The organism is Ochrobactrum sp. AP1BH01-1 (genome assembly GCF_018066705.1).
Classification (GTDB): domain Bacteria; phylum Pseudomonadota; class Alphaproteobacteria; order Rhizobiales; family Rhizobiaceae; genus Brucella.
The window spans coordinates 407,223-427,787 of sequence record NZ_JAGPOU010000004.1 but is presented as its reverse complement, the minus strand read 5'-3'; the positions used below and the strand labels follow the sequence as shown (position 1 = coordinate 427,787).

Sequence of the window (20,565 nt, the reverse complement as noted above, 5' to 3'; positions counted from 1 at the left end):
CGCGGAATAGAGCGGGGGAGCGGAAGCGCCGTGATGTTGTCTCACGTCGCCTCTTCGTCGGGCTGGCTGGCGGGAGCGGCTTGACCGCGCTTGAAGCGCCGATCCGACTTGTCCGTTTGAACGCATGACTGTCCAGCCGCTTACGCAGCCGCAGCGTTCCCCTTGATTACAAGTAAAACCGCCGATCCGCTTGCGGGCACTTCTCCAATGCCGTGCCGGACCTTCCCATTGGCGACGGTTTTAGATGGCGGAAAAATCTGCTGGAATGCAAATTATAATTTTCAAATCCGGAAGAAATTATATATTTCTTTCAAAATGCAGAATTTGGAAGCAATTTTATGGATGATATATCTGAGAATCCGAAATCCGGCGCCGCGCTTAACTCAAGTCTGGTGAAGGCAATCCATATCTTGAAGGGTCTGGCCGCCAGCACGGATGACGGCGTGCGGCTGATCGATCTGGCGCGCGATCTCGAACTCAGCCAGCCATCAGCGCATCGCCTGCTGAAGACGCTGATTGCCGAAAACCTTGTCGAGCAGCTTCCCGACAAGAAGGCCTATCGCCTGTCGCTGGAGTTTTTTGCGATGGCGGCGCAGGCGCGCCAGCGCGACGGCATATTGAGCATCGCCCGCCCCTCGCTGCTGCGCCTTTCGACCACGTTCAACGATACGGTCTTCCTGCTGGTGCGCAGCAATTTCGATGCGGTCTGCCTCGACCGCGTGGAGGGGCCGTTTCCGATCCGCTCATTTACCGGCGATATTGGCGGCAAGGTGCCGCTCGGCATCGGCCAGGGCAGCCTTGCCATCCTCGCCTTCCTGCCGGAAGAAGAGCGCGAGGCGATCATCCGCTTCAACATGCCCCGCATCCTCGATAAATCCGCGGTGGACGAAGTGGACCTGCGCATCATGATCGCGGAAGTGCGCAACACAGGTGCTGCGACCTTCAATTTCAACATGATCGACGGCATGGCGGGCCTCGGCGTTCCCATCCTCAACCGCGACGGTGAAGCTGTGGCAGCACTCAGCATCGGCACGCTTGCCGCGCGCCTTACCGAAAAGCGCCAGCAGACGGTGACCGAACTTCTGCGCAAGGAAGCGGCGATCATCTCGCAGCGGCTCAACCCGTTCGACCCGACGCTGCGGCACCCAAATCAGGCTTTGTTGAAATAAACGAAAGCTTTATGAGCATTTCCAGCAAAAGTGTGAAACGGTTTTGCGTTGGATAATGCGATGAAACAAATAGTTGTGCGCAACAGACCGGCTTTGTCCACAGCGGGCAAAAAGTTTGGCGATTGACTCGCACCCGCCGTCAGCGTTTGATCGCTGGCAGGTGTGGAGGTTCTGTGGGCGGAGGGCAAATTATCCAAAGCAGAAAATCCATCTCCATAACGCTACAATATTGGAGTTCTGTTGTGATCAAATCCACCAGACGGGGAATAATCCACCTGGCCTTCGCCCTTGCCGCATCGACGGCGATGGGCACCTTCGCCACCACGGCGGCCGAGGCTCAGGACAAGATCCTGCTCATCATCAATGGCGCGCTCGGCGACAAGTCGTTCTTCGACAGCGCCGCCAAGGGCATGAAGATGATCAAGGACAAGTATGGCGACGACGTCGAGACCAAGATTCTCGAAATCGGCGACGATCCGACCAAGTGGGAACCGGTGTTCCTCGATGCCTCCGAACAGGACTGGGACCTCATCATCGGCGGCACCTACCAGATGTCGGAAACCGTCGGTTCGGTCGCCCAGCAATATCCGGACAAGAAATACATCCTCTACGATGCAAGCGTGCCTTATGAAGAAGGCGGCTACGACAATGTCTATTCCATCCAGTACAAGCAGAATGAAGGTTCCTATCTCGGCGGCATGCTGGCGGCTTCGCTCCTGAAGGAAGGCAAGCTCGGCGACGCGGGCAAGAACCTCGGCTTCCTCGGCGGGATGGACATTCCGGTCATCAACGACTTCCTCGTGGGCTACATCGCCGGTGCGCAGGCAGTCATGCCCGACGCCAAGATCGCCATTTCCTATGCCGGTTCCTTCATGGATGCCGCCAAGGGGAAGGAACTTGGGCTCGCGCAGTATCGCTCCGATGTCGCGCTCGGCTTCGTCGTCGCCTCGCAGACCGGCCTCGGCCAGCTTTCGGCAGCGAAGGAAACCGGCAAATATGTTCTGGGCGTCGATTCCGATCAGGAAGCGATCTTCAAGGACAGCGACCCGGCCATTGCCAAGCAGGTTGTCAGCTCCGTTCTGAAGAATGTCGATGTCAGCCTCCTGCAAGCCTACGAGCGCTTCAAGGCAGGCGACCTGCCGTTCGGCAAGGCCGAAGCGCTCGGCCTCAAGGAAGGCGCTGTCGGCATCGTGCAGGACGGCAACATGGCTTCCATGGCCACGCAGGAAATGAAGGACGCCATCAAGAAGGCTTCCGACGAGATTTCCGAGGGCAAGATCACGGTTCCGACCGCATTCGGCATGAGCACCGAGGATCTCAACGCGACCCGCAACAAGGTTCGTCCCTGATCGTGGAAAATCCAGCTGAAAATATTGAAGGCGGCGATGCTATCGTCGCCTTCCGCCCAATCGTCGCCTTCCGAGATGTGAGCAAGGTCTATCCGAACGGCACGCAAGCGCTTCGCGACGTGTCGTTTTCGATCCGCCCCGGTTCGATCCACGCCATTTGCGGCGAGAACGGTGCCGGCAAATCCACGCTGATGAAAATCCTGTTCGGCATTGAAAACGCCACGGCGGGCGAAATCGTTGTCGATGGCAAGCATATCGCCGCATGGTCGCCCGAAGATGCCGCCGCCCAAGGCATCGGCATGGTGCACCAGCATTTCTCGCTCGTGCCGACCCTGACGGTCACCGAAAACATCATTCTGGGCCATGAGCCGGTGAAGGCCGGGCTGATCGACCGTGCGGGCGCGCGCAAGATGGTCGAAGCGCTGATGCAGCAATATGATCTGCACGCCGACCCGGATGCGATCACGGGCGCGCTTTCCGTCGCCGCCCAGCAGAAGGTCGAAATTCTGAAAGCGCTGGCGCGCCGCACGCGGCTCCTGATCCTCGACGAGCCGACCGCCGTTCTCTCTCCGCCGGAGATCGAGGAACTGATGCGCAAGCTGAAATCGCTACGCGATGAAGGCATTACCATCCTCTTCATTTCCCACAAGCTGAACGAAGTGCGCGAACTGGCCGAAAGCGTGACAGTACTGCGCGCCGGTACAGTCGCGGGCACGGAAAAACTGGCCGACGTGCCGGATGACGCCATCATGCAGATGGTGATGGGTCACGCGGTCGACATTCCGCAACGCGCCCATAAGCATGGCGCGATGAAAACCGTTCTGGACATGAGGGGCGTCACGACGACAGCCGCTGATCCGGCAGACCGCATCAAGGATGTGAATCTCACTGTCGGGGCGGGCGAAATCGTCGGCGTTGCCGGTGTGGATGGCAGCGGCCAGCGCGGCCTCGTATCCGTGCTTTCCGGCCTTGCTGATGCGGCAAGCGGGACGATCAGCCTCAATGGCGTGGACATGCTGCGCGCCGACACGGCTAGCTGGCGCAGGCAAGGGCTTGCTCATCTGCCAGCCGACCGCTTTTCGCAAGGCGGCGCGCCCGGCCTGTCTCTCGCCGAAAACGCGATAGCGGGGGCCGGCTCGATAACCGCCGACAGGCAGATATTCCGGGGGCCATTCCTGCGCTGGAACGCCATCAAGGCCCGCGTCAGCGGCATGATCAGGCAATATTCGGTGCGAGCAGGCGCAATCACCGAAAGGCTCGATTCCCTTTCCGGCGGCAATGCGCAAAAACTCATCGCCGCGCGCGAACTTGCCACCAACCCCAAATTCCTGATCGCCGACCAGCCGACCCGCGGCATTGACGTGTCGGCGGCAGCGTTCCTGCACCGCCGCATCGACGAAGTGGCGCAGGGTGGCTGCGCCGTGCTGCTGATCAGCGCCGATCTGGATGAATTGCTGCGCCTCAGCGACCGCATCGTCGTGCTCTTCAACGGGCGCATCGTCGCTGTTCTGGAAAACGGGCCAGACATCACACCGGCTGTCCTTGGACCTTACATGCTCGGAACGCGAGCATGATCCCAAAAAGTGTAAAACGGTTTTTGGATAAGATCATGCTCAAGCAGAGAGTTGTTGCCTGATGCGCAGATTTATCTCCTATCTCATTCCATTCTTCCTGACCGTGCTGGTGATCGGCGTCATCATGGCGGTTCTGCTGGTGCCGCTGGCATTGATGCAAGATAACCCGGCTGCGATCCTGAAAACCTTCTTCCTCGGACCGTTCGGCAGCATTCGCCATATGGGCAATGTGGTCGAAGCGGCAACGCCGATCATGCTGACCGGGCTTGCGATCACCATCATGTTCCGCTCCGGCCTGTTCAATCTGGGGGCGGAAAGCGGCTTCTTCCTCGGCGCGCTCGGCGCGGTGGCGGGTGCCGTGCTGCTCCCCTCGCTCGGCTGGTTCTCGCTGCCGGTCGCGATCCTTTGCGGCGCGGTGGCGGGCAGTTTCGCCTGCACCATTCCGGCGGCGCTGCGCCTTCGCTTCGGCGCGTCGGAAATGGTGACCTCGCTCGTCCTCAACTATGCCTTTCTCTTCCTCGGCCTGTTCGTGCTCAATTATGTCATCCGCGATCCGGCAGCGGGCGGGATGATGTCGCTCAAGATTCCGCCGGATGCCAAGCTTGATCGCCTGCTGGCGGGCACGCGCCTCAACAGCGGCTCGATCATAGCCATTCTGGCCTGCGTCGCTGGCGGCATCTGGCTCTACTGGACGCGCTCCGGCCTCAATATCCGTATTGCGGGCTCAAGCCCCGGTTTTGCCAATCACCTCGGCCTGCCGCTGAAAAGCATCATCATGCGCGCCCAGATTGTCGGCGGACTGGTGGCTGGCATGGCGGGCGCGCTGGAAGTGCTGGGCCTTCATGCCCGCTTTGCCTGGCTCGATCTGCCCGGCTATGGCTGGACCGGCCTCGTCGTCGCTATTCTGGCGCGCGAAAACCCGTTCCTGCTCATTCCCTCCGCGCTTTTCCTCGGCTTCGTGCAGGTGGGTGGCGATCTTCTCGCCCGCAACATGAACATTCCGACCGAAGTCGTGGGGCTGGTGACGGCGGCGATCATGGTGGGCGCGACGGCAAGCGTCATCCACAATCACCCGACCGTCTTGCGGCTGATCCGCAACCTTCGCAATCGCGATGGAGAACAGGCCGAAGCGCAGCCGGGAGTACAGGCATGAACACCGTTCTCGCACAAATCCTCGACCCGCATTTCATCGGCACGATCCTGCGCGTGGCAACGCCGCTTCTGCTGGCAGCACTCGGCGTCATGATTTCCGACCGGGCGGGCGTGCTCAATATCGGCATGGAAGGCATGATGTTGGTCGCGGCCCTCATCGCCGTTCTGGCGAGCGCCGCAACGGGAAGCCCCGCCATCGGCCTATTGGCGGCGCTTGTCGTGGGCGCGCTTCTGGGTTGGCTCATGTCGCTTTCTGTCAACCGGCTCGGCACCGATCTCATCATGACCGGCATCGCGCTCAACATTGCCGCTGCGGCGGCAACCACGCTCGGGCTTTATCTGGCGACGGGCGACAAGGGCATGTCGGGCGCGCTCAAAAGCGGCGCGCTGCCAAGCCTTGCCGTGCCTTTCATCGGCAATATCCATGTGCTCACCTTCGCGGCCCTTCTCGCTGTTCCTGCGGTCAGCCTCCTGATGATGCGCACGCGCTTCGGCCTGCATCTGCGCGCCACCGGCGTCGATCCGAAATCGGCGCGCGCCGCAGGCATCCAGACCGGTCGCGTGCAGATGATGGCGCTCGTCCTCTCCGGCCTCTTCGGCGGTGCGGGGGGTGCCTATCTTTCGCTCGGCTATGTCACATGGTTTGCCCAGAACATGACCGCCGGTCGCGGCTTCATCGCCATTGCGGCGGAAGTGATGGGACAGGGAACCGCATGGGGAACGCTCGTGGCGAGCCTTGTTCTTGCTGCGGCGGAAGGCTTCGCCATCACGCTGCAAAGCCTCGGCCTGCCTTTCGAGCTGATGCAGATGATCCCTTATCTCGTCCCGGTCGTCGTGCTGACGATCCACGCGGCGCGGCGCCAGCGGCGCGCCCGGCTTTTGAAGAAATCCTGATAATGAACACTGAAATGAGAATGAAATGAAAGCTTGGGAACTGACCCGGGACCTGCTGCGCGACACAAAACCTGTCGTACGCACGGCGGAGGAACAGACCTGGGACGCAAGCGCCGTCATGAAGGCGCAGGACGATCTCATGGCCATGTTCTGGAAAAGCAACGTGCCGGGATCGGCAGCGCCCGAATGCCTGATGGCCGGTGCGCTGCAATCGCTGGAAAACAAGGGCTTTGTCCTCGCGCCTTATGAAGAACTGCTTCGCGACGGGCTGACAGCCCTTGAGCGCGGCGATTTTGAAACGCTTTACCGCATCGACATGCGCCTGCGCGTCCTGATGCGAGCGGCTCGCCCCGACCCGGATCATCCGTCGCAAAAGACCGTGCGCTATGGCTCGTGGGACGAGTTCGACGCTGCCGTTCAATGGCCCGACGATGTGCTCTATGCCATCCAGTCCGATGATTTCCGCGACCGCACAGCCGCCGCATGGATGGCGCAGCTCGTGGGAGCCGCAGCTGGCACGGCGCTCGAAGGCTATACGGCTGAAAACATCATGGAGGTCTTCGGCCCGATCCGCGATTATGTGCGCGAGCCCAACACCTATAATGACGACATCACCTTCGAGATCGCCTTTCTGGAAGCCTTCGGCGACAAGGGATCTGCCGTGACCAGCGCCGACATTGCCGAGCGCTGGACCTCGCTGATCCCGCTTGGCTGGTCGGCGGAAGCAATCGCGCTTTCCAATATGCGGCGCGGCCTTACCGCGCCTGAAACCGGCACATCCGACAATCCCTTCGATGAATGGATCGGCGCGCAGATGCGCGGCACGATCTGCGGCATGGTGGTGCCGGGCCGCGCCCGCGAAGCGGCCCGCCTTGCATGGATGGATGCGGAAATCTCCCACGCCGGAAACGGCATATTGGGCGAGGTGTTCAATGCCGTCATGGCGGCGCGCGCCTTTGCGGTTCAAGATACGCGCGAACTGGTCGTCTCGACGGCAGCACTTTTCCCCGTCGAGACCGAATATGGCGCGGTTCTGGCTTTCGCGCTCGATGCCTGCCGCTCCGCCGGCAACTGGCAGGATGCATGGGCGAAATGCGATGCGGAATATGCCGAATATAACTGGATTCACGTCTATCCGAATGCAGCCGCACAGGTGATTGCGCTGTGGTTCGGCGAAGGCGACTTCGACCGCACGCTCGAAATCGTCTGCGGCATCGGCCACGACGTCGACTGCAATGCCGCGCAGATACTCAGCATGATCGCCATCCAGCGCGGTTCCGGCATCATCGCCGAACGGTGGTCGAAGCCGCTTCTGGCCGACGACATCGTCACCTATATGCGCCGCCCGGCGAAAATCTCCTTCGACGCGCTTGTCGACCAGACGGTCAGCGCGGCGCGAAACGCAGTTTAAATCTCTTTCACGCTTTTCCGAACGCAAAACCGCTTCACACCTTTGCTGGAAAAGCTCTAACGCAGGAAACCATCATGGCCCGTAAAATCATTATCGATACCGATCCCGGTCAGGACGATGCCGTCGCCATTCTTCTGGCTCTGGCAAGCCCGGAACTCGACATTCTCGGCATCACCGCCGTTGCCGGCAACGGCCCGCTTGCCCGCACCGAGATCAACGCCCGCACAATCTGCGAAGTGGCCAAAAAGCCGGAAACAAAGGTGTTCGCAGGCTCCATCCGTCCTCTGGTGCGCCCGCTCGTGACGGCTGAAAACGTCCATGGCAAGACCGGTCTCGACGGTTACGACCTCCCCGCCCCGACCATGCCGCTGCAAGCGCAGCATGGCGTTGATTTCATCATTGAAACGCTGATGAAGGAAGAGCCGGGCACCGTCACGCTCTGCCCGCTCGGCCCCTTGACCAACATCGCCTCCGCTCTGATCCGCGAGCCGAAGATTGCCGGACGCGTCAAGGAAATCGTGCTGATGGGCGGCGGCTATTTCGAGGGCGGCAACATCACCCCATCGGCGGAATTCAACATCTATGTCGATCCGCACGCGGCAGCGGTCGTGTTCAAATCCGGCATCAAGATCACCATGCTGCCGCTCGATGTGACCCACAAGGTACTGACCACAGAGAAGCGCATCGCCGCCATTCGCGGCCTCGGCACCCATGTCGGCGAAGTGGTCGCGGCATGGCTTGAGTTCTTCGAGCGCTATGACGAAGCCAAGTACGGCACCGATGGCGGCCCGCTGCATGACCCGAATGTCATTGCCTATCTCATCAAGCCGGAACTTTATTCCGGACGCGAATGCAATGTCGAAATCGAGATCAATTCGGAACTGACCATCGGCGAAACAGTCGTCGACTGGTGGGAAGTGACCGACCGTCCGAAGAATGCGCTCTTCATCAAGGATGTGGATGCAGACGGCTTCTTCAGCCTGCTGACCGAACGTCTCGCTACGCTTTGATTTTATCTGGGCATGATCTTATCCGAAAATCGGAAGTCCACTTTTCGGGATCATGCTCTAAATCACACTTTCGCCACAAAAAAGCCGCGAGCGCCTTATTCTCGCGGCTTCTTCGCCGTATTTGACCGGGCGTTTTTGAGCAGTTTTTCGCTCAAATCGCATGAAATCGGCGCAAACTGGCGCCAATCTTCACTTTGTCACAATTTGCGAAGGCCGGTTCAGCCCTGACTTTGCAGAAGCGCTGCCACTTCCGCCGCCGTCGGCGCAGCCGCGCCAGCACCCGCTCTCGTGACCGCAATCGCTCCCGCCGCCGAACCATAGCGCACGCAATCGTGCAGGGACTGGCCCTGCGAGAAGGCAACCGCGAAACCGCCATTGAAACTGTCGCCAGCGGCGACCGTATCCACCACATTGACCTTGAACGGCGCAAAGTGTTTCACCTCGTCCGCCGTCACCAGCAGCGCGCCGCGACTGCCAAGCTTGACGATGACCGTCTTCGGCCCGCGCTCCAGCAGGTTTCGGGCGGCAGCTTCCGCCGAAACGAGATCGGTCGGCTCGATACCGGTGATTTCGGCGGCTTCCGTTTCGTTCGGAGAAATAATGTCGCTCAAGGCGATGAGGTCCGCCATGCGGCTTGCATCGCCGACCGGGGCCGGATCGAGCAGAACGCTGCCGCCCGCCGCACGCGCTGCTTTCGCCACCGCCAGATTGGCCTCATGCGGAACTTCGCGCTGCAACAGCGTAATCTTCGCCCTGGCAATATCGGCGGCATAGGCATCGATATCGGCAACCGACCAGCGCGCATTGGCCCCGGCACAGACCGCAATCGTGTTCTGTCCCGCTTCCTCGACCTGAATGATCGCCATGCCGGTATCGACGCGATCGATCACGCGTACGCTTCCGGTATCAAGGCCAAATTCCTGCATCTGCTTCACGGCCAGCTCGCCAAAGGCATCATTGCCCACCGCGCCGACGAAGCGAATATCACCGCCAAGCTTGGCGACCGCAACGGCCTGATTGGCACCCTTGCCGCCGAGGCCAATGCCATAGCCGGTGGCGTTTACGGTCTGCCCCGGACGCGGCAAGGCGGGCATTCTGGCGCTGACGTCGACATTCACACTGCCGAAAACGAAAATCTTCAATGGTCTCTCCATCGCTTAACCGGCGCACCATAACCGCGCCGAAGCGAAACTTCCACGGTGGGCTTTCACCATGCACAGAGAGAACAGCCACATCGTCAATCCGGCTCCACCCTGAAGTGCAGCTCCCGCTTCAAAAGCTTTTCAAGCCAATCGGCAAAGACCTGAAGACGGCGGGAAAGATGCTGGCGGTGGGGATATAGAAACGTCATCCGCATCGGCTCGGCGCGCATATCGGCCATTACCTCAACCAGTTCGCCCGCATCCAGCTGGCGTTTGACATCATAGGCCGGAATCTGGATGAGGCCGAGGCCGGCGAGACAACAGGCGATATAGGCTTCGGCATTGTTGACGGTGACACGCCCGCGCACCGGTATGGAGCGCATTACGCCGCCTTCGACCCATTCCCAAGGCTCGACGCGCCCGCTCGACGGCGAGGCATAGTTGATGGCCCAATGGGCGGAAAGGTCATAAGGCGTTTCGGGAATACCGTACCGCTCCAGATAGGCCGGGCTCGCGACGTTGATCAGCGGAAGCTCTCCGAGCGGCCGGGCGATCAGCCCGGAATCCGTCAATGGCCCGACGCGCAGGACGCAATCGACACTTTCTTCGACAAGATTGACGGCGCGATCCGTCACCCCGAGATGTATGTCGATTTCCGGGTAGGCATCCAGAAATTCGGGCAAGGCAGGCGCGATGATCAGGCGCCCGATGCGACCGGGAACGTCGATCCGCAACGTGCCGGACGGCGTCGCGGTATTGCGGAACAGGTTTTCCGCTTCCTCCACATCGGCAATCAGGCTCAGGCATCGTTCATAGAAGGCAGCGCCGTCCTGCGTTGTCGACACGCTTCTGGTGGTCCGGTGAAGGAGCCGCGCGCCCAGACGCCCCTCCAGTTCGAGAACCGCCGCTGAAACCGAGGAGCGCGGCACGCCCAGCGTATCGGCGGCGCGGGTAAAGCTCGAACATTCGACAACGCGGGCAAAAACACGGAAAAGGTCGATGCGATCCAAGGTGTTCTGCCTCCATTGTCCATCATTTCTGACAGGTGTTGTCAGAATGACCGTCTTTATAAGGCTATTGTAGACGATACTCTCCCGGACTGAAAGCGGCTGCGTGGCGCGGCCGCATCGGAAAAGGAAGGTTGAAGCCATGACAGACCACAGCATCAAAGGCAAAACCGTTATCATCGCCGGTGGCGCCAAGAACCTCGGCGGATTGATCGCCCGCGATCTTGCGGAACACGGGGCAAAGGCGGTCGCAATCCATTACAACAGCGCATCGACCAAAGCGGATGCCGACGCCACTGTCGCCGCCGTGAAGGCTGCCGGCGCAGAAGCGGTTTCCTTTCAGGCCGATCTCACCACTGCGGGAGCGATGGAGAAACTGTTCGCGGACACGATTGCCGCCATCGGGCGGCCCGATATCGCCATCAATACTGTCGGCAAGGTTTTGAAGAAGCCGATCGTCGAAGTTTCGGAAGCCGAATATGACGAGATGACCGCCGTCAATTCCAAGTCGGCCTTCTTCTTCCTTAAGGAAGCCGGCAAACACGTCAACGACAATGGCAAGATCTGCACACTGGTAACATCGCTGCTCGGCGCCTACACGCCATTTTATGCAGCCTATGCAGGCACCAAGGCCCCGGTCGAGCATTTCACGCGCGCAGCTTCCAAGGAATTCGGAGAACGCGGCATATCGGTAACCGCAATCGGCCCCGGCCCGATGGATACGCCGTTCTTCTATCCGGCTGAAGGTGCGGACGCAGTCGCCTATCACATGGGCGCGGCGGCACTCTCAAAATTCTCCAAGACCGGCCTGACCGATATCGAGGACATCGTTCCCTATATCCGCTTCATGGTTTCGGACGGCTGGTGGATGACCGGGCAGACCATCCTCGTCAATGGCGGCTATACGACCAAGTAGAGCATTTCCAACGACTCAATCCAAACTGGAAATGCTCTAAGATCAATGGCGGGCCGCCGGTGCAAGGGCAGGCCGCCATACGGCTTCGGAAAATCGAGGAAAGCCTACTCGGCCTTCAGGAACTCGCCCACTTCCAGCAGGACGAACTCATTGTCATCCACCTTGTCGAGCGCGCGGCCTGCCGAGAACGGCAGATTGTTGTCATTGCCGACGATAATATGCGTGTCGTCCACCCGATCCACATTCTCGATGGTCAGGAACGGCATGTCGTAAATGCCCTCGCGCCCGCCCTGGCGGCGCTTGTTTTCCGGGTCCGCGATGGCGAGCAGGTCGATATAGCCGATCTTGCGCACGTCCTTGCCGACATTGCTGTCGTCAAACGCGATCTTGTAGATGCGCTTCACCTTCGACGGAACATCGAAGCAATCGGCCTGCGGCTTCTTCGGATCGGCACAGGCCTTGTCCGCCGTGCCGACGCCGTTGTCGCGTTCGATGACCAGCGCCGTGGTTTCATCCAGCATGTTGAAATCGCCGATGGCTTCGCCGCCTTCCGCCAGCGGATAGAGCCACGACCGGCCCGTCCACTTCTTGTCCGCAACATTGAACTCGATGACGCGCAGGCCGGTCTTGCCGCTCTCGGTCTTTTCCGGTGCGCCGTCGACAAACAACGGGCCTTCCAGAAGACCATAAAGCTTGGAACCGTCCTTGGACATGGCAAGCCCCTCGAAGCCGCCGGAGCGCTTCAGATTATATGCCGGGAGCTTGAGGCTCGGATTGGCGGGCAGAGCGAGCTTCGGATTATCCGGCGAGACAACTTTCGTCTCGCCGACGAAAGTCGGGAACACATCGGTCAGCTTGCCGTCCGTGTCGAATTTCAAAAGGAACGGCCCGAATTCTTCGCCGACCCAAAAACCGTCCGCCACCGGCTGGATGGATTCCACGTCGAAATCCGCGCCAGTCAGATAGCGCTTTTCAGCGCCTTCCATGACGATGGGGAATGGAGCCTTCTTGTCGGGATCGCTGAGGAACACAGTCTTCACGCGATCCACCGTTCCCTTGTCCCAGTCGAACTCGAGATTGTGCAGCATCAGCATGGCGTCGGGCGAATTGAGCTTCGAGCCGAAGCCATTGTCGGACAGGGACCAGAAGCTGCCGTCTTCCATGGTCTTGATGCCGGAAAAACCCTGCACCGGCTGGCCGTCGAACGGCACGGAAAGGCCGGTCTTGCGCACGCCGTCCTTGCCCTCGACAGTGCCGATGCCTTCAGCGCGCTTGCGGTCGGCGGTGGTGAACTTGCCCGACGTCTTCAGGTGTTCCGCCGCATCATCCGGCGCGGCGATGATCGTGTTCGCGGGCAGGATGGCATGGGCCTTGAGCGTTGCGGGAAAAGCTTTTTCTTCAGCGGAGGCCGGAAATGCCAAGGCGACAGCACCGGCAAGCATGGTAGAGGCGACAAGACGCGATATCATGATAAGTCCCCGTTGGTTAGGGCGCATCCCGAAAAGTGTGAAGCGGTTTCCGATAGGATGCGCGACAAAACGAATATTCTGAGCGCCGATCTGACTGGGCCGGATCGAAACGCTCTGGAAATACAGGGACGGAATTAGGCTGGCTTTGTATCGGTGGCTTGACGCTTCCATGAAGCTTTGGCGAAGTTCCGATTTTGCGGGAAATGCCGTGATTTTCAATTGCTCATGAGAATGATTTTGCGGGCGCACCGGCTTTCGGATAAAACCGTTCCGATTTTCCGGAGAGAAGGGTAAATGATGACCGACATGGCGGCCGCACGGCGCAATATTGTGGTGCTGACGATTGCACAGGCACTGGGCGCTTCAAGCCCGCCCATCGTGATTTCGCTCGGCGGTCTGGTTGGCCAGAAACTTTCATCCGACCCGGCACTCGTCACCCTTCCCGTCAGCCTGTTCAATCTCGGCCTTGCGCTCGGCACGCTGCCCGCAGCCTTCTTCATGCGCCAGTTCGGGCGGCGCAACGCCTATATGCTGGGCGCTCTTGTCGGCGTTTCGGCAGGCTTGATTGCCGCCGCAGGCATTTTTGCCGCCTCCTTCCTCGTCTTCTGTCTCGGGACGCTGGCCGCCGGTTTCTATGCCGCCTATGTGCAGAGCTACCGTTTTGCCGCAACCGACGCGGCAACGGGCGACATGAAGGCACGCGCCATCTCATGGGTCATGGTCGGCGGGCTTGTTGCGGCAATCGTCGGGCCGCAGCTTGTGATCTGGACGCGCGACACCATTCCCGACGCGATGTTTGCGGGCAGTTTTCTCAGCCAGGCCGTTCTGGGGCTTCTGGCCCTCCCCGTCCTGTTCATGCTGCGCGCACCGAAGGTCCGCAAAGACCCGAACGTCATCCATGATACAGGCCGTCCTCTCAGCGAAATTCTCCGTTCGCCGCGCTTCATGCTTTCCGTGGCAGCCGGTGTCTGTTCCTATGCGCTGATGACATTCGTGATGACGGCAGCGCCCATCGCCATGGTCGGCCACGGCCATTCCGTCGATCACGCGGCCCTTGGCATCCAATGGCACGTGCTGGCCATGTTCGCGCCGAGCTTCTTCACCGGAAAGCTCATCACCCGTTTCGGCAAGGAAAAGATCACCGCGCTCGGGCTGGTGCTGATTGCCTTTTCCGCCATCATTGCGCTCGGCGGCTTCGATGTCGGCCATTTCTGGGGGGCGCTGATCTTCCTCGGCATCGGCTGGAACTTCGGTTTCATCGGGGCGACCGCCATGGTGACGGACTGCCATACCCCCGCCGAACGCGGCAAGGCACAAGGCGCGAACGATTTCATCATGTTCGGCACCGTGGCCTGCGCTTCCTTCTTTGCGGGTTCGCTGCTGCATTCTTCGGGTTGGGAAACCATCAACTGGCTCGTTTTCCCGATCGTCGCCCTCGTTCTGGTGCCGCTCATCCTGCGCCTGAAGCCGAAAGGGGCAGCCGCAGAAGCCTGATCGTTCAGAAAACCTGCTCTTTCATCCAGAGCCTGCCGCCTTCGGATACAGCGTCATAAACAGCGCCACCGAGGGCGGCACCGATAGGCGTATGCAAGCCTGCATATAATGCCTTTTCGGCATCCTGCCCGCATGGCGCGGAGACGGCGATGCAGTCCGTTCCGGTGCCGGTTGCGGCTCTGCCGCCCACTTCGAGCCCAAGTTCCATAATGGCGGCGGTGCGGGCCTCGGCAGCTATCGACATCGCCTCTATATGGGCCGCGACAGACAGGGGCCTGTCGATATGAACCAGCAGGTTGATCGTCCCGGCGGGCATCTTCATCTGCGCAAGCTCCCCTACCCTGCCCGCATTCGACAGGCCGACAGTGGCAAGACATGCAGCGCGCGCATCGCCGGAGCGCCGCATGGCAATGTGATGCTTCTTCACGCTGCGCGAGGTCATCATCTGCACCGCTTCGCCAAAACCGGCCTCGGCCAATCTTTCCTGCAGCAAAAGCGCAGGGTCCACATCCAGCGTCAGATCGTCATTGCGCACTTCCAGCCAGGCGACGGACCGCGCACGGACGAAACCTGGACGCGTGAGCGACCAGCTCAAAATGTTTTGCGGGTCTTGAAACTCGGCCGCAAGCACCGGGCCGGAACAATGGATCGTGAAAGGCAGCATGAGCGATCTATCGCAGATCGGCACGGAAACCGCGACCAGCGCCTTCCCGCCATCCACAGAACAGCCGGGCTGGCGGCCTGGCGCGGCGATAAAGCACGCCTTCGTGACTTGGCCGCGGTTAAGCAAGGCGATATTGATCCTTGGAAATTGTTTCGCGCGTCACGGAAACGGACAAGCGGTTTGCTCTGGATGGCGTCATGATCAACGATCTCACCGATGAGATATTCTGGATATTCACCATCGGGTGCTGCATCCTTTTCATCATGCGCCTTCTTTCGCCTCCCCCGCGCCAGAAGACCGATCAGGCGCAGGACCTCAACACATTGCGCCCTCGCCGCCGTTCACGCCGCCGCCGCTTTCAGGCTCAGGATTGACGTTACAGCCGCTATTCATAGACAGCTTCACGATAGCTGACCGATCCCAGCTGTATCAGTTCCGGCAATCCTTGCCCGATTGAACCGACAACAATTCGCGTGGCATTTTTCAGTGTCATCCTTCATGAGGGTTCGTTACCAGCCGGTGTCGGCATCTTTTGAGGCAAGTTCTGCTTGTGTCGTGGAAACCATGGACGCTCGTTGAACATCAACAGCATTCCGGCAGGCTTCATTTGGTCCTTCTCGGTCGACAGCTTCCCGACAGGCCATCCAGATGAACAGCTTAAGTCGAAAGAAAGGAACTGTTTCGATCCCCGTTCGGGTGGCTTTATGCCGGTTGAGGCACAGACATATTCCAGGAGCAGAATGCTCAAAAACGCCTTCCCAAGCGATTTTTGGCGCCGAACAGGACCGCTTGGTCTCCTTAAGGTTTATGAACGACATGAAACCTATTCCGATATTTGGTTTAGTCGCTCTGACAAGGGTTTTCTGAAGGTCTGGGGTCCCGGCAAATCTCGCTAACAACGGTTCTGCGCGTTCAAGGCGGCCATAAGCATTGGTCTGATCGAGAAAGAGCCACCGGCGGCCTTTTCCGTCAGAATTCGCAGATATCCTCCAGCGGACTGAATCTGCTCATAACGCTGCAGAATATAGGCGATCACGATAGACGCATTGTGGGTTCCAAGAACCTTTTTTGCGAGATCATAAAGCTTTCCATCGATCCCGAGGAAGGAACGGACTTTCTCAGCCGTATTGGCCAGATCGTGCCAATGCCGAATGGATGAGACCGCATAGGCCGTGATCTCCGGACAGGATCGAAGCACCATGTCGAGCGAAACCATGGGTTCTGCCGGAGCGCTGGTGATTTCATTTACGCGCTGGTCGATAAATTCAGGCGTTGCTCTTTCAAGATGGGAATCTGGATTCGATTCAATTTGCTGCCGCTCATTTTGAGATTCATTGGCGCGCAAATTTTCAACATTCTCATGAATTTTCAATGCGTTATCGATTTCCGCACGGATATCCTGCAAGGAATTGACCAGAGCAGCCAGTTCTTCATGCTCTGCGCGGCGCGGAATGCTGTCGACAATCAGCCGGAAACGTTGACCGATGTTCTGCCAGTCACCGGCGAGTTTTTCCTCTGCTGCGAATTCAACAAGCTTGGTGATATCGCGGCGCAGCAATGTCAGGCGTTCGCGCATTTCACGCAATGCAGTCTTTTCCGCCCTCACCTGTTCGGCAGCGGTCTCCAGTTCGCAGGCGCGGGCCAGAAGCGGCGCCAGTGAAAAGCCGAACGCGATCTGAACATCCCCGCCTTTGGCACGGCGCGCGTAGCGTTTTCCGTTCGGGCTGTCCTGGCGGAGAATAAAACCGCCGTCGACCAGCGCAGCCAGATGACGGCGCAAGGTGGCATCAGCCATGCCATGGGCGCGCAATGCCAGTTGCTTGTTGGACGGAAACACGATCAGGCTGCTCTGTTCGTTCAGCTCCGTTTCCGGATAGAACGACAGCAGCGCCGAAAGTACCGCCAGAGAACGATCATTCAGGCCGAACAGGGTCTTTGCCTCACACAGCCAGCGATGCAGCTGCCACTTGTCGGCGACCGTTCCCGGCGCGATTTGCCGTGTGTTCTGCTGACTTGCCAGCAAGGCAAGCGTCATCCTTCGACTGCCAAACGGCGTCGAGGCCAGTTGAATCTCCATTTTCTTTCACCTTCCACAAGGCAAAAGAAATCCACCCGCCGAAATGACGCTAATTACACTTGACAGTGATTCGTGGATTTGCGATTCTCTAGCTGCTAAACCAATGAGAAGGGCTTCCACACGGCGACGTTTGGGGGCCTTTTTCTTTTGCTGTCTCGTTCCTCTTCCTGAACAGTTTCGACGCAAACACGCTTACGAGTTGAACTAAGCTTGTCGTGATCCCGAAACCGGCTCCGGTTTCCAGAAGACATGCTCTACACAATCAGACCGCGGCAACCGCTCTGGCCTGTACGCTACTTACTTTTCCTCGCTCCGGAACGACGCATAGAGCTCATCCAGATTGCGAGAAAGCCAATCGGCAAAACGCGGCCCGTTGGCTGCACTGAGCGCCAATGTAGCCGATTTGCCATTCTGTTTGATAACTGCGCTGACGGACTTGTCCGAAGCCGTCCAGCTGGTTCCGGGGCGCAGAGCCGCCTTGGTGACGGGCTTCTTCTGCTTCCCGCCTTTCAGATAGCCATAGAGCTGCTCGAAACGATCGACAGACGACGCTTTTTCAAAGGCCGGGGCCATCAGAATCTCTTCCGCAGCGTCCTTCTTGCCCGGAATTTCAATCAGCTTGCGCAATTCCAGCCAGCGATCACGACCGATGCCCTTTGCCGGGCCGATAGCCATAAGAATATGCTCCGGAACGGCTTTCGGAATGGTCAGCATCTTCGACAAGGTCTGATAATCGACTGTCAGTGCTGCCTGTATGGCTTCGCGTTCAAAGCCAAGCGCTTCCAGACGCGCTGCGAAGAAAACACGCTCGATGAAGCTCAGATTGGCACGGGCAGAGTTTTCCTGACCCTGGCTCAGAATATGTTCCAGATCGGCGAGGGGCTTGATGACCGCCTTGACCTTGATGCCAAGTTCCCGGGCAACCCGCGCGCGACGATGCCCGAAAACGATCATATAGCGGGCGCTGGTCTCTGGATGCGGCCGAACCAGAATAGGGCTGTCCTGCCCGCGCTCGCGAATGGCTTCCAGAAGCTCGCGATATTCTTCGTCATCCGTTTGGGGCAGGCGATCCGCGACGAAGGAGACATCCAGCTGCGCGGGATCCAGCTCGACAATGGTTTCACCATCGAGCTTCTGGGCAGCCTGCTTTGCCAGTTCGTCAATCGATGCGGAGAGCGATTTGGCGGCACCGAACCGGCGCGATACGTTTTCGACCGGCTGAGAGGCCTGTTCAGCCGCCGGTTCGTCCCGCATGACGCTTTCGAAGATGTTCTTTCGTGCCATTCCTAGATCCTCAAACCGGTCAGAGACCTGATTTTATTCAATATTCGCCGCTTTAGACGGCAGTCTAACGCCCCCATGCCTCATGAACGAGGCCGCGAATTTCCGAATTGACCGCTTCCATGGCTTCCATGGCGCGATCATAGGTGCCGCGATTCATCGATGAACGCTCAACCTCGTAAAGCGTCTGCTTGGTAAGACCGGCATCGGAGATCGCCGTCGATTTCAGCATCTGGTGCTTGAGCATATGCGAGGCGAGCATGCTTTGCATGAAGCCGACCATCTGCGCCTGCGGGACATCGGTCGGTTCATAACGCGTGATCAGATAGCGGAACCAGTCAAGCTGTACAGCGCCACCGGCTTGGCGAACCGTCTTCAGAATATCGCCGAGCATCAGCAGAAACTGCGACATGGACATCAGGTCAAGCATCTGCGGATGAACGGTGATAAGCACCGAGGTCGCAGCGGAAAGCGCCGTCAGCGTCAGATAACCGAGCTGGGGAGGGCAATCGATGACCACGACATCATAGTCGCTGTCGACATCGGCGAGGGCCTGTGCGATGCGATTCCAGAATGTCTTGCCCTCGCCGCCATTCTGCATGGCGAGCGGCGTGTCATATTCATATTCCTGCAGCTCGAGCATGGCCGGAATAATGTCGAGGCCGGGGAAGTTCGTCTGCCGGATAACCTCGCGAATAGACTTCCTTTCGGCGTCGTAACGAATGGCTTCGTAAAGCGACGGAAATTCGTCGAGCTCCGGCTGGATGCCATGCAGGGCCGAAAGCGAAGCCTGCGGATCGAGATCGATGGCGAGCACACGATGACCGGTCAGGGCCATATGTTGCGCCAGATGCGCGGCAGTGGTTGTTTTGCCGGAGCCGCCCTTGAAGTTGACGACACCGATAACCTGCAGCTTCTCATTTCCCCGGCGATGCGGAACGTAGCGTTTTACTTCGGCGCGGCCATTTTGATCGAGCCACTGGCGCAGTTCCTGAATCTGCTCGACAGAATAAGCACGGCGGCCGCCTGTCAGAATAGTCGGCTCGACACCCTTGCCTTCCAGATGTAGCTTCTTGAGATTGCTGGGGGAAACGCCAAGGAAATAGGCAGCCTCGGCCATCGAAAACTGGCGCAACATGTTCTTGCGCGCATCCGGCGGAAAGTTTTCGTGGCGCAGCAGATTGAGCTTGCGAGAAATCTCGCGCCCTTGCGATAATATCATGTCGTCAAACGACAAGGCTGCTGCCGGATTTGCGATATTCATTGCTTGGTGTCCCTAGTGACGGCATTGGAACTGATACCGCCTAAATACCGTCATTATGTCCGATTCTCATTCTATCGCAAGAGCCAGCCGAATTAACAAAGAGTTAGCGCCGGCATTAAAATTAAGCGAAATTTTATCGATTCGCCGCCAAGCATCCTATCTCTTTGTTTTTATAAGCTTTTAGGCATTTTAGACTGCGGTCTATAGTTCCGGGTTCCTAAACCTTGAGGGAATTCAATCGGAAAGAGTCCGTTTCCACACGGGAATGAGGTCGATTTTCGGTGGAAGGAGTGTCCATGACTGATTCTCTGGAAGGGCGGTCTTGTCGACTTCATTCCGAGCCGAAATGACGTAATTGGGTGTGTCGATCGGATGCCGCTCAAGATACCTGAACTTGATCGCAAGACCGAAGTCCTTCAGATATCTGCCTGGTGAAACGAACGCACCCATCGCACTCGTCTCTGCAGCCTTGTGCGAATTGCAGTGCCGGGGCCGGCTGTGCCGGATAGTGGGACGCGCTGCTTCGACAATAGGCCCCGAGAGGTGAGGGCTATACACTCAATGCCTGTAGCTCAACTCAAAACGCGGGTAACAAATCGCTTGGAGGAAAAAATGCAGCTGGTGTTCAAACCAGCATGGGTTGGGGGAAGGGTCAAAGCGGAGTTTCTCTTGTCAAAGAAGGGGTGGGGTCT

At 58.9% G+C, this 20,565-nt stretch carries 18 protein-coding genes; 10 read left to right on the top strand and 8 right to left on the bottom strand.

The features are described from left to right. The first annotated feature begins 338 nt into the window (after positions 1-338). The 7 genes from J9800_RS16815 to J9800_RS16785 all read left to right on the top strand — a co-directional run bounded on the left by J9800_RS16815 (position 339) and on the right by J9800_RS16785 (position 8,559). Positions 339-1,169 (top strand): IclR family transcriptional regulator, encoded by an 831-nt coding sequence (locus tag J9800_RS16815; RefSeq protein WP_114216525.1) that lies wholly within the window; start codon positions 339-341, stop codon positions 1,167-1,169. A gap of 242 nt (positions 1,170-1,411) precedes the next feature. Then, on the top strand, positions 1,412-2,518 hold the full coding sequence (locus J9800_RS16810; RefSeq protein WP_114216526.1) for a BMP family ABC transporter substrate-binding protein: 1,107 nt from the start codon (positions 1,412-1,414) through the stop codon (positions 2,516-2,518). A 2-nt stretch (positions 2,519-2,520) separates the two neighbouring features. Next, positions 2,521-4,092 carry an ABC transporter ATP-binding protein gene (locus J9800_RS16805; protein WP_114216527.1) on the top strand — a complete coding sequence of 524 codons (1,572 nt, stop codon included), beginning with the start codon at positions 2,521-2,523 and terminating at the stop codon, positions 4,090-4,092. A 61-nt stretch (positions 4,093-4,153) separates the two neighbouring features. Continuing rightward, positions 4,154-5,245: an ABC transporter permease gene (locus J9800_RS16800; RefSeq protein WP_114216528.1), complete on the top strand. Its 1,092-nt coding sequence runs from the start codon at positions 4,154-4,156 to the stop codon at positions 5,243-5,245. Next, a complete protein-coding gene (locus J9800_RS16795; protein ID WP_114216529.1) occupies positions 5,242-6,138 on the top strand; it encodes an ABC transporter permease in 897 nt (298 codons plus the stop codon). The genes J9800_RS16800 and J9800_RS16795 overlap by 4 nt, the downstream gene beginning before the upstream one ends. 25 nt (positions 6,139-6,163) lie before the next feature. Beyond that, entirely contained in the window at positions 6,164-7,549 is a 1,386-nt protein-coding gene (locus tag J9800_RS16790; protein ID WP_114216530.1) for an ADP-ribosylglycohydrolase family protein, read from the top strand. A 74-nt stretch (positions 7,550-7,623) separates the two neighbouring features. Next, positions 7,624-8,559, top strand: a complete 936-nt coding sequence (locus J9800_RS16785) for a nucleoside hydrolase (protein WP_114216531.1) — start codon at positions 7,624-7,626, stop codon at positions 8,557-8,559. Between the two features lie 218 nt (positions 8,560-8,777). Here J9800_RS16785 and rbsK read toward each other — a convergent pair whose 3' ends face one another. Both rbsK and J9800_RS16775 read right to left on the bottom strand, forming a co-directional pair. Beyond that, positions 8,778-9,713 carry a ribokinase gene (rbsK, locus tag J9800_RS16780; protein ID WP_114216532.1) on the bottom strand — a complete coding sequence of 312 codons (936 nt, stop codon included), beginning with the start codon at positions 9,711-9,713 and terminating at the stop codon, positions 8,778-8,780. Positions 9,714-9,796: 83 nt separating this feature from the next. After that, complete coding sequence (locus J9800_RS16775; RefSeq protein ID WP_114216614.1) at positions 9,797-10,711, bottom strand: LysR family transcriptional regulator; 915 nt, start codon at positions 10,709-10,711, stop codon at positions 9,797-9,799. Positions 10,712-10,850: 139 nt separating this feature from the next. Here J9800_RS16775 and J9800_RS16770 point away from each other — a divergent pair, with 139 nt between their 5' ends. After that, entirely contained in the window at positions 10,851-11,624 is a 774-nt protein-coding gene (locus J9800_RS16770) for an SDR family oxidoreductase (protein ID WP_114216533.1), read from the top strand. Positions 11,625-11,728: 104 nt separating this feature from the next. Here J9800_RS16770 and J9800_RS16765 read toward each other — a convergent pair whose 3' ends face one another. Then, positions 11,729-13,066 (bottom strand): esterase-like activity of phytase family protein, encoded by a 1,338-nt coding sequence (locus tag J9800_RS16765; protein ID WP_502696729.1) that lies wholly within the window; start codon positions 13,064-13,066, stop codon positions 11,729-11,731. A gap of 324 nt (positions 13,067-13,390) precedes the next feature. Here J9800_RS16765 and J9800_RS16760 point away from each other — a divergent pair, with 324 nt between their 5' ends. Continuing rightward, on the top strand, positions 13,391-14,587 hold the full coding sequence (locus J9800_RS16760; protein ID WP_114216616.1) for an MFS transporter: 1,197 nt from the start codon (positions 13,391-13,393) through the stop codon (positions 14,585-14,587). 4 nt (positions 14,588-14,591) lie between these two features. Here J9800_RS16760 and J9800_RS16755 read toward each other — a convergent pair whose 3' ends face one another. Further along, on the bottom strand, positions 14,592-15,377 hold the full coding sequence (locus tag J9800_RS16755; RefSeq protein ID WP_286167615.1) for an adenosylcobinamide amidohydrolase: 786 nt from the start codon (positions 15,375-15,377) through the stop codon (positions 14,592-14,594). Positions 15,378-15,391: 14 nt separating this feature from the next. On the opposite strand from J9800_RS16755, the gene J9800_RS16750 reads away from it, so the two are divergent. Further along, positions 15,392-15,625 carry a hypothetical protein gene (locus J9800_RS16750; RefSeq protein WP_112584897.1) on the top strand — a complete coding sequence of 78 codons (234 nt, stop codon included), beginning with the start codon at positions 15,392-15,394 and terminating at the stop codon, positions 15,623-15,625. Between the two features lie 135 nt (positions 15,626-15,760). Here the strand turns inward: J9800_RS16750 and J9800_RS16745 are convergent, their stop codons facing one another. The 4 genes from J9800_RS16745 to repA all read right to left on the bottom strand — a co-directional run bounded on the left by J9800_RS16745 (position 15,761) and on the right by repA (position 19,873). After that, the gene (locus J9800_RS16745; protein ID WP_210845890.1) at positions 15,761-16,069 is read right to left on the bottom strand and encodes a hypothetical protein; all 309 of its coding nucleotides are present in this window, start codon (positions 16,067-16,069) and stop codon (positions 15,761-15,763) included. A 74-nt stretch (positions 16,070-16,143) separates the two neighbouring features. After that, positions 16,144-17,328, bottom strand: coding sequence for a plasmid replication protein RepC (repC, locus tag J9800_RS16740; RefSeq protein WP_114216535.1), 1,185 nt, complete (start codon positions 17,326-17,328; stop codon positions 16,144-16,146). 297 nt (positions 17,329-17,625) lie between these two features. After that, on the bottom strand, positions 17,626-18,612 hold the full coding sequence (gene repB / locus J9800_RS16735) for a plasmid partitioning protein RepB (RefSeq protein ID WP_114216536.1): 987 nt from the start codon (positions 18,610-18,612) through the stop codon (positions 17,626-17,628). Between the two features lie 64 nt (positions 18,613-18,676). Then, a complete protein-coding gene (gene repA, locus J9800_RS16730; protein ID WP_114216537.1) occupies positions 18,677-19,873 on the bottom strand; it encodes a plasmid partitioning protein RepA in 1,197 nt (398 codons plus the stop codon). Positions 19,874-20,565 lie beyond the last annotated feature (692 nt).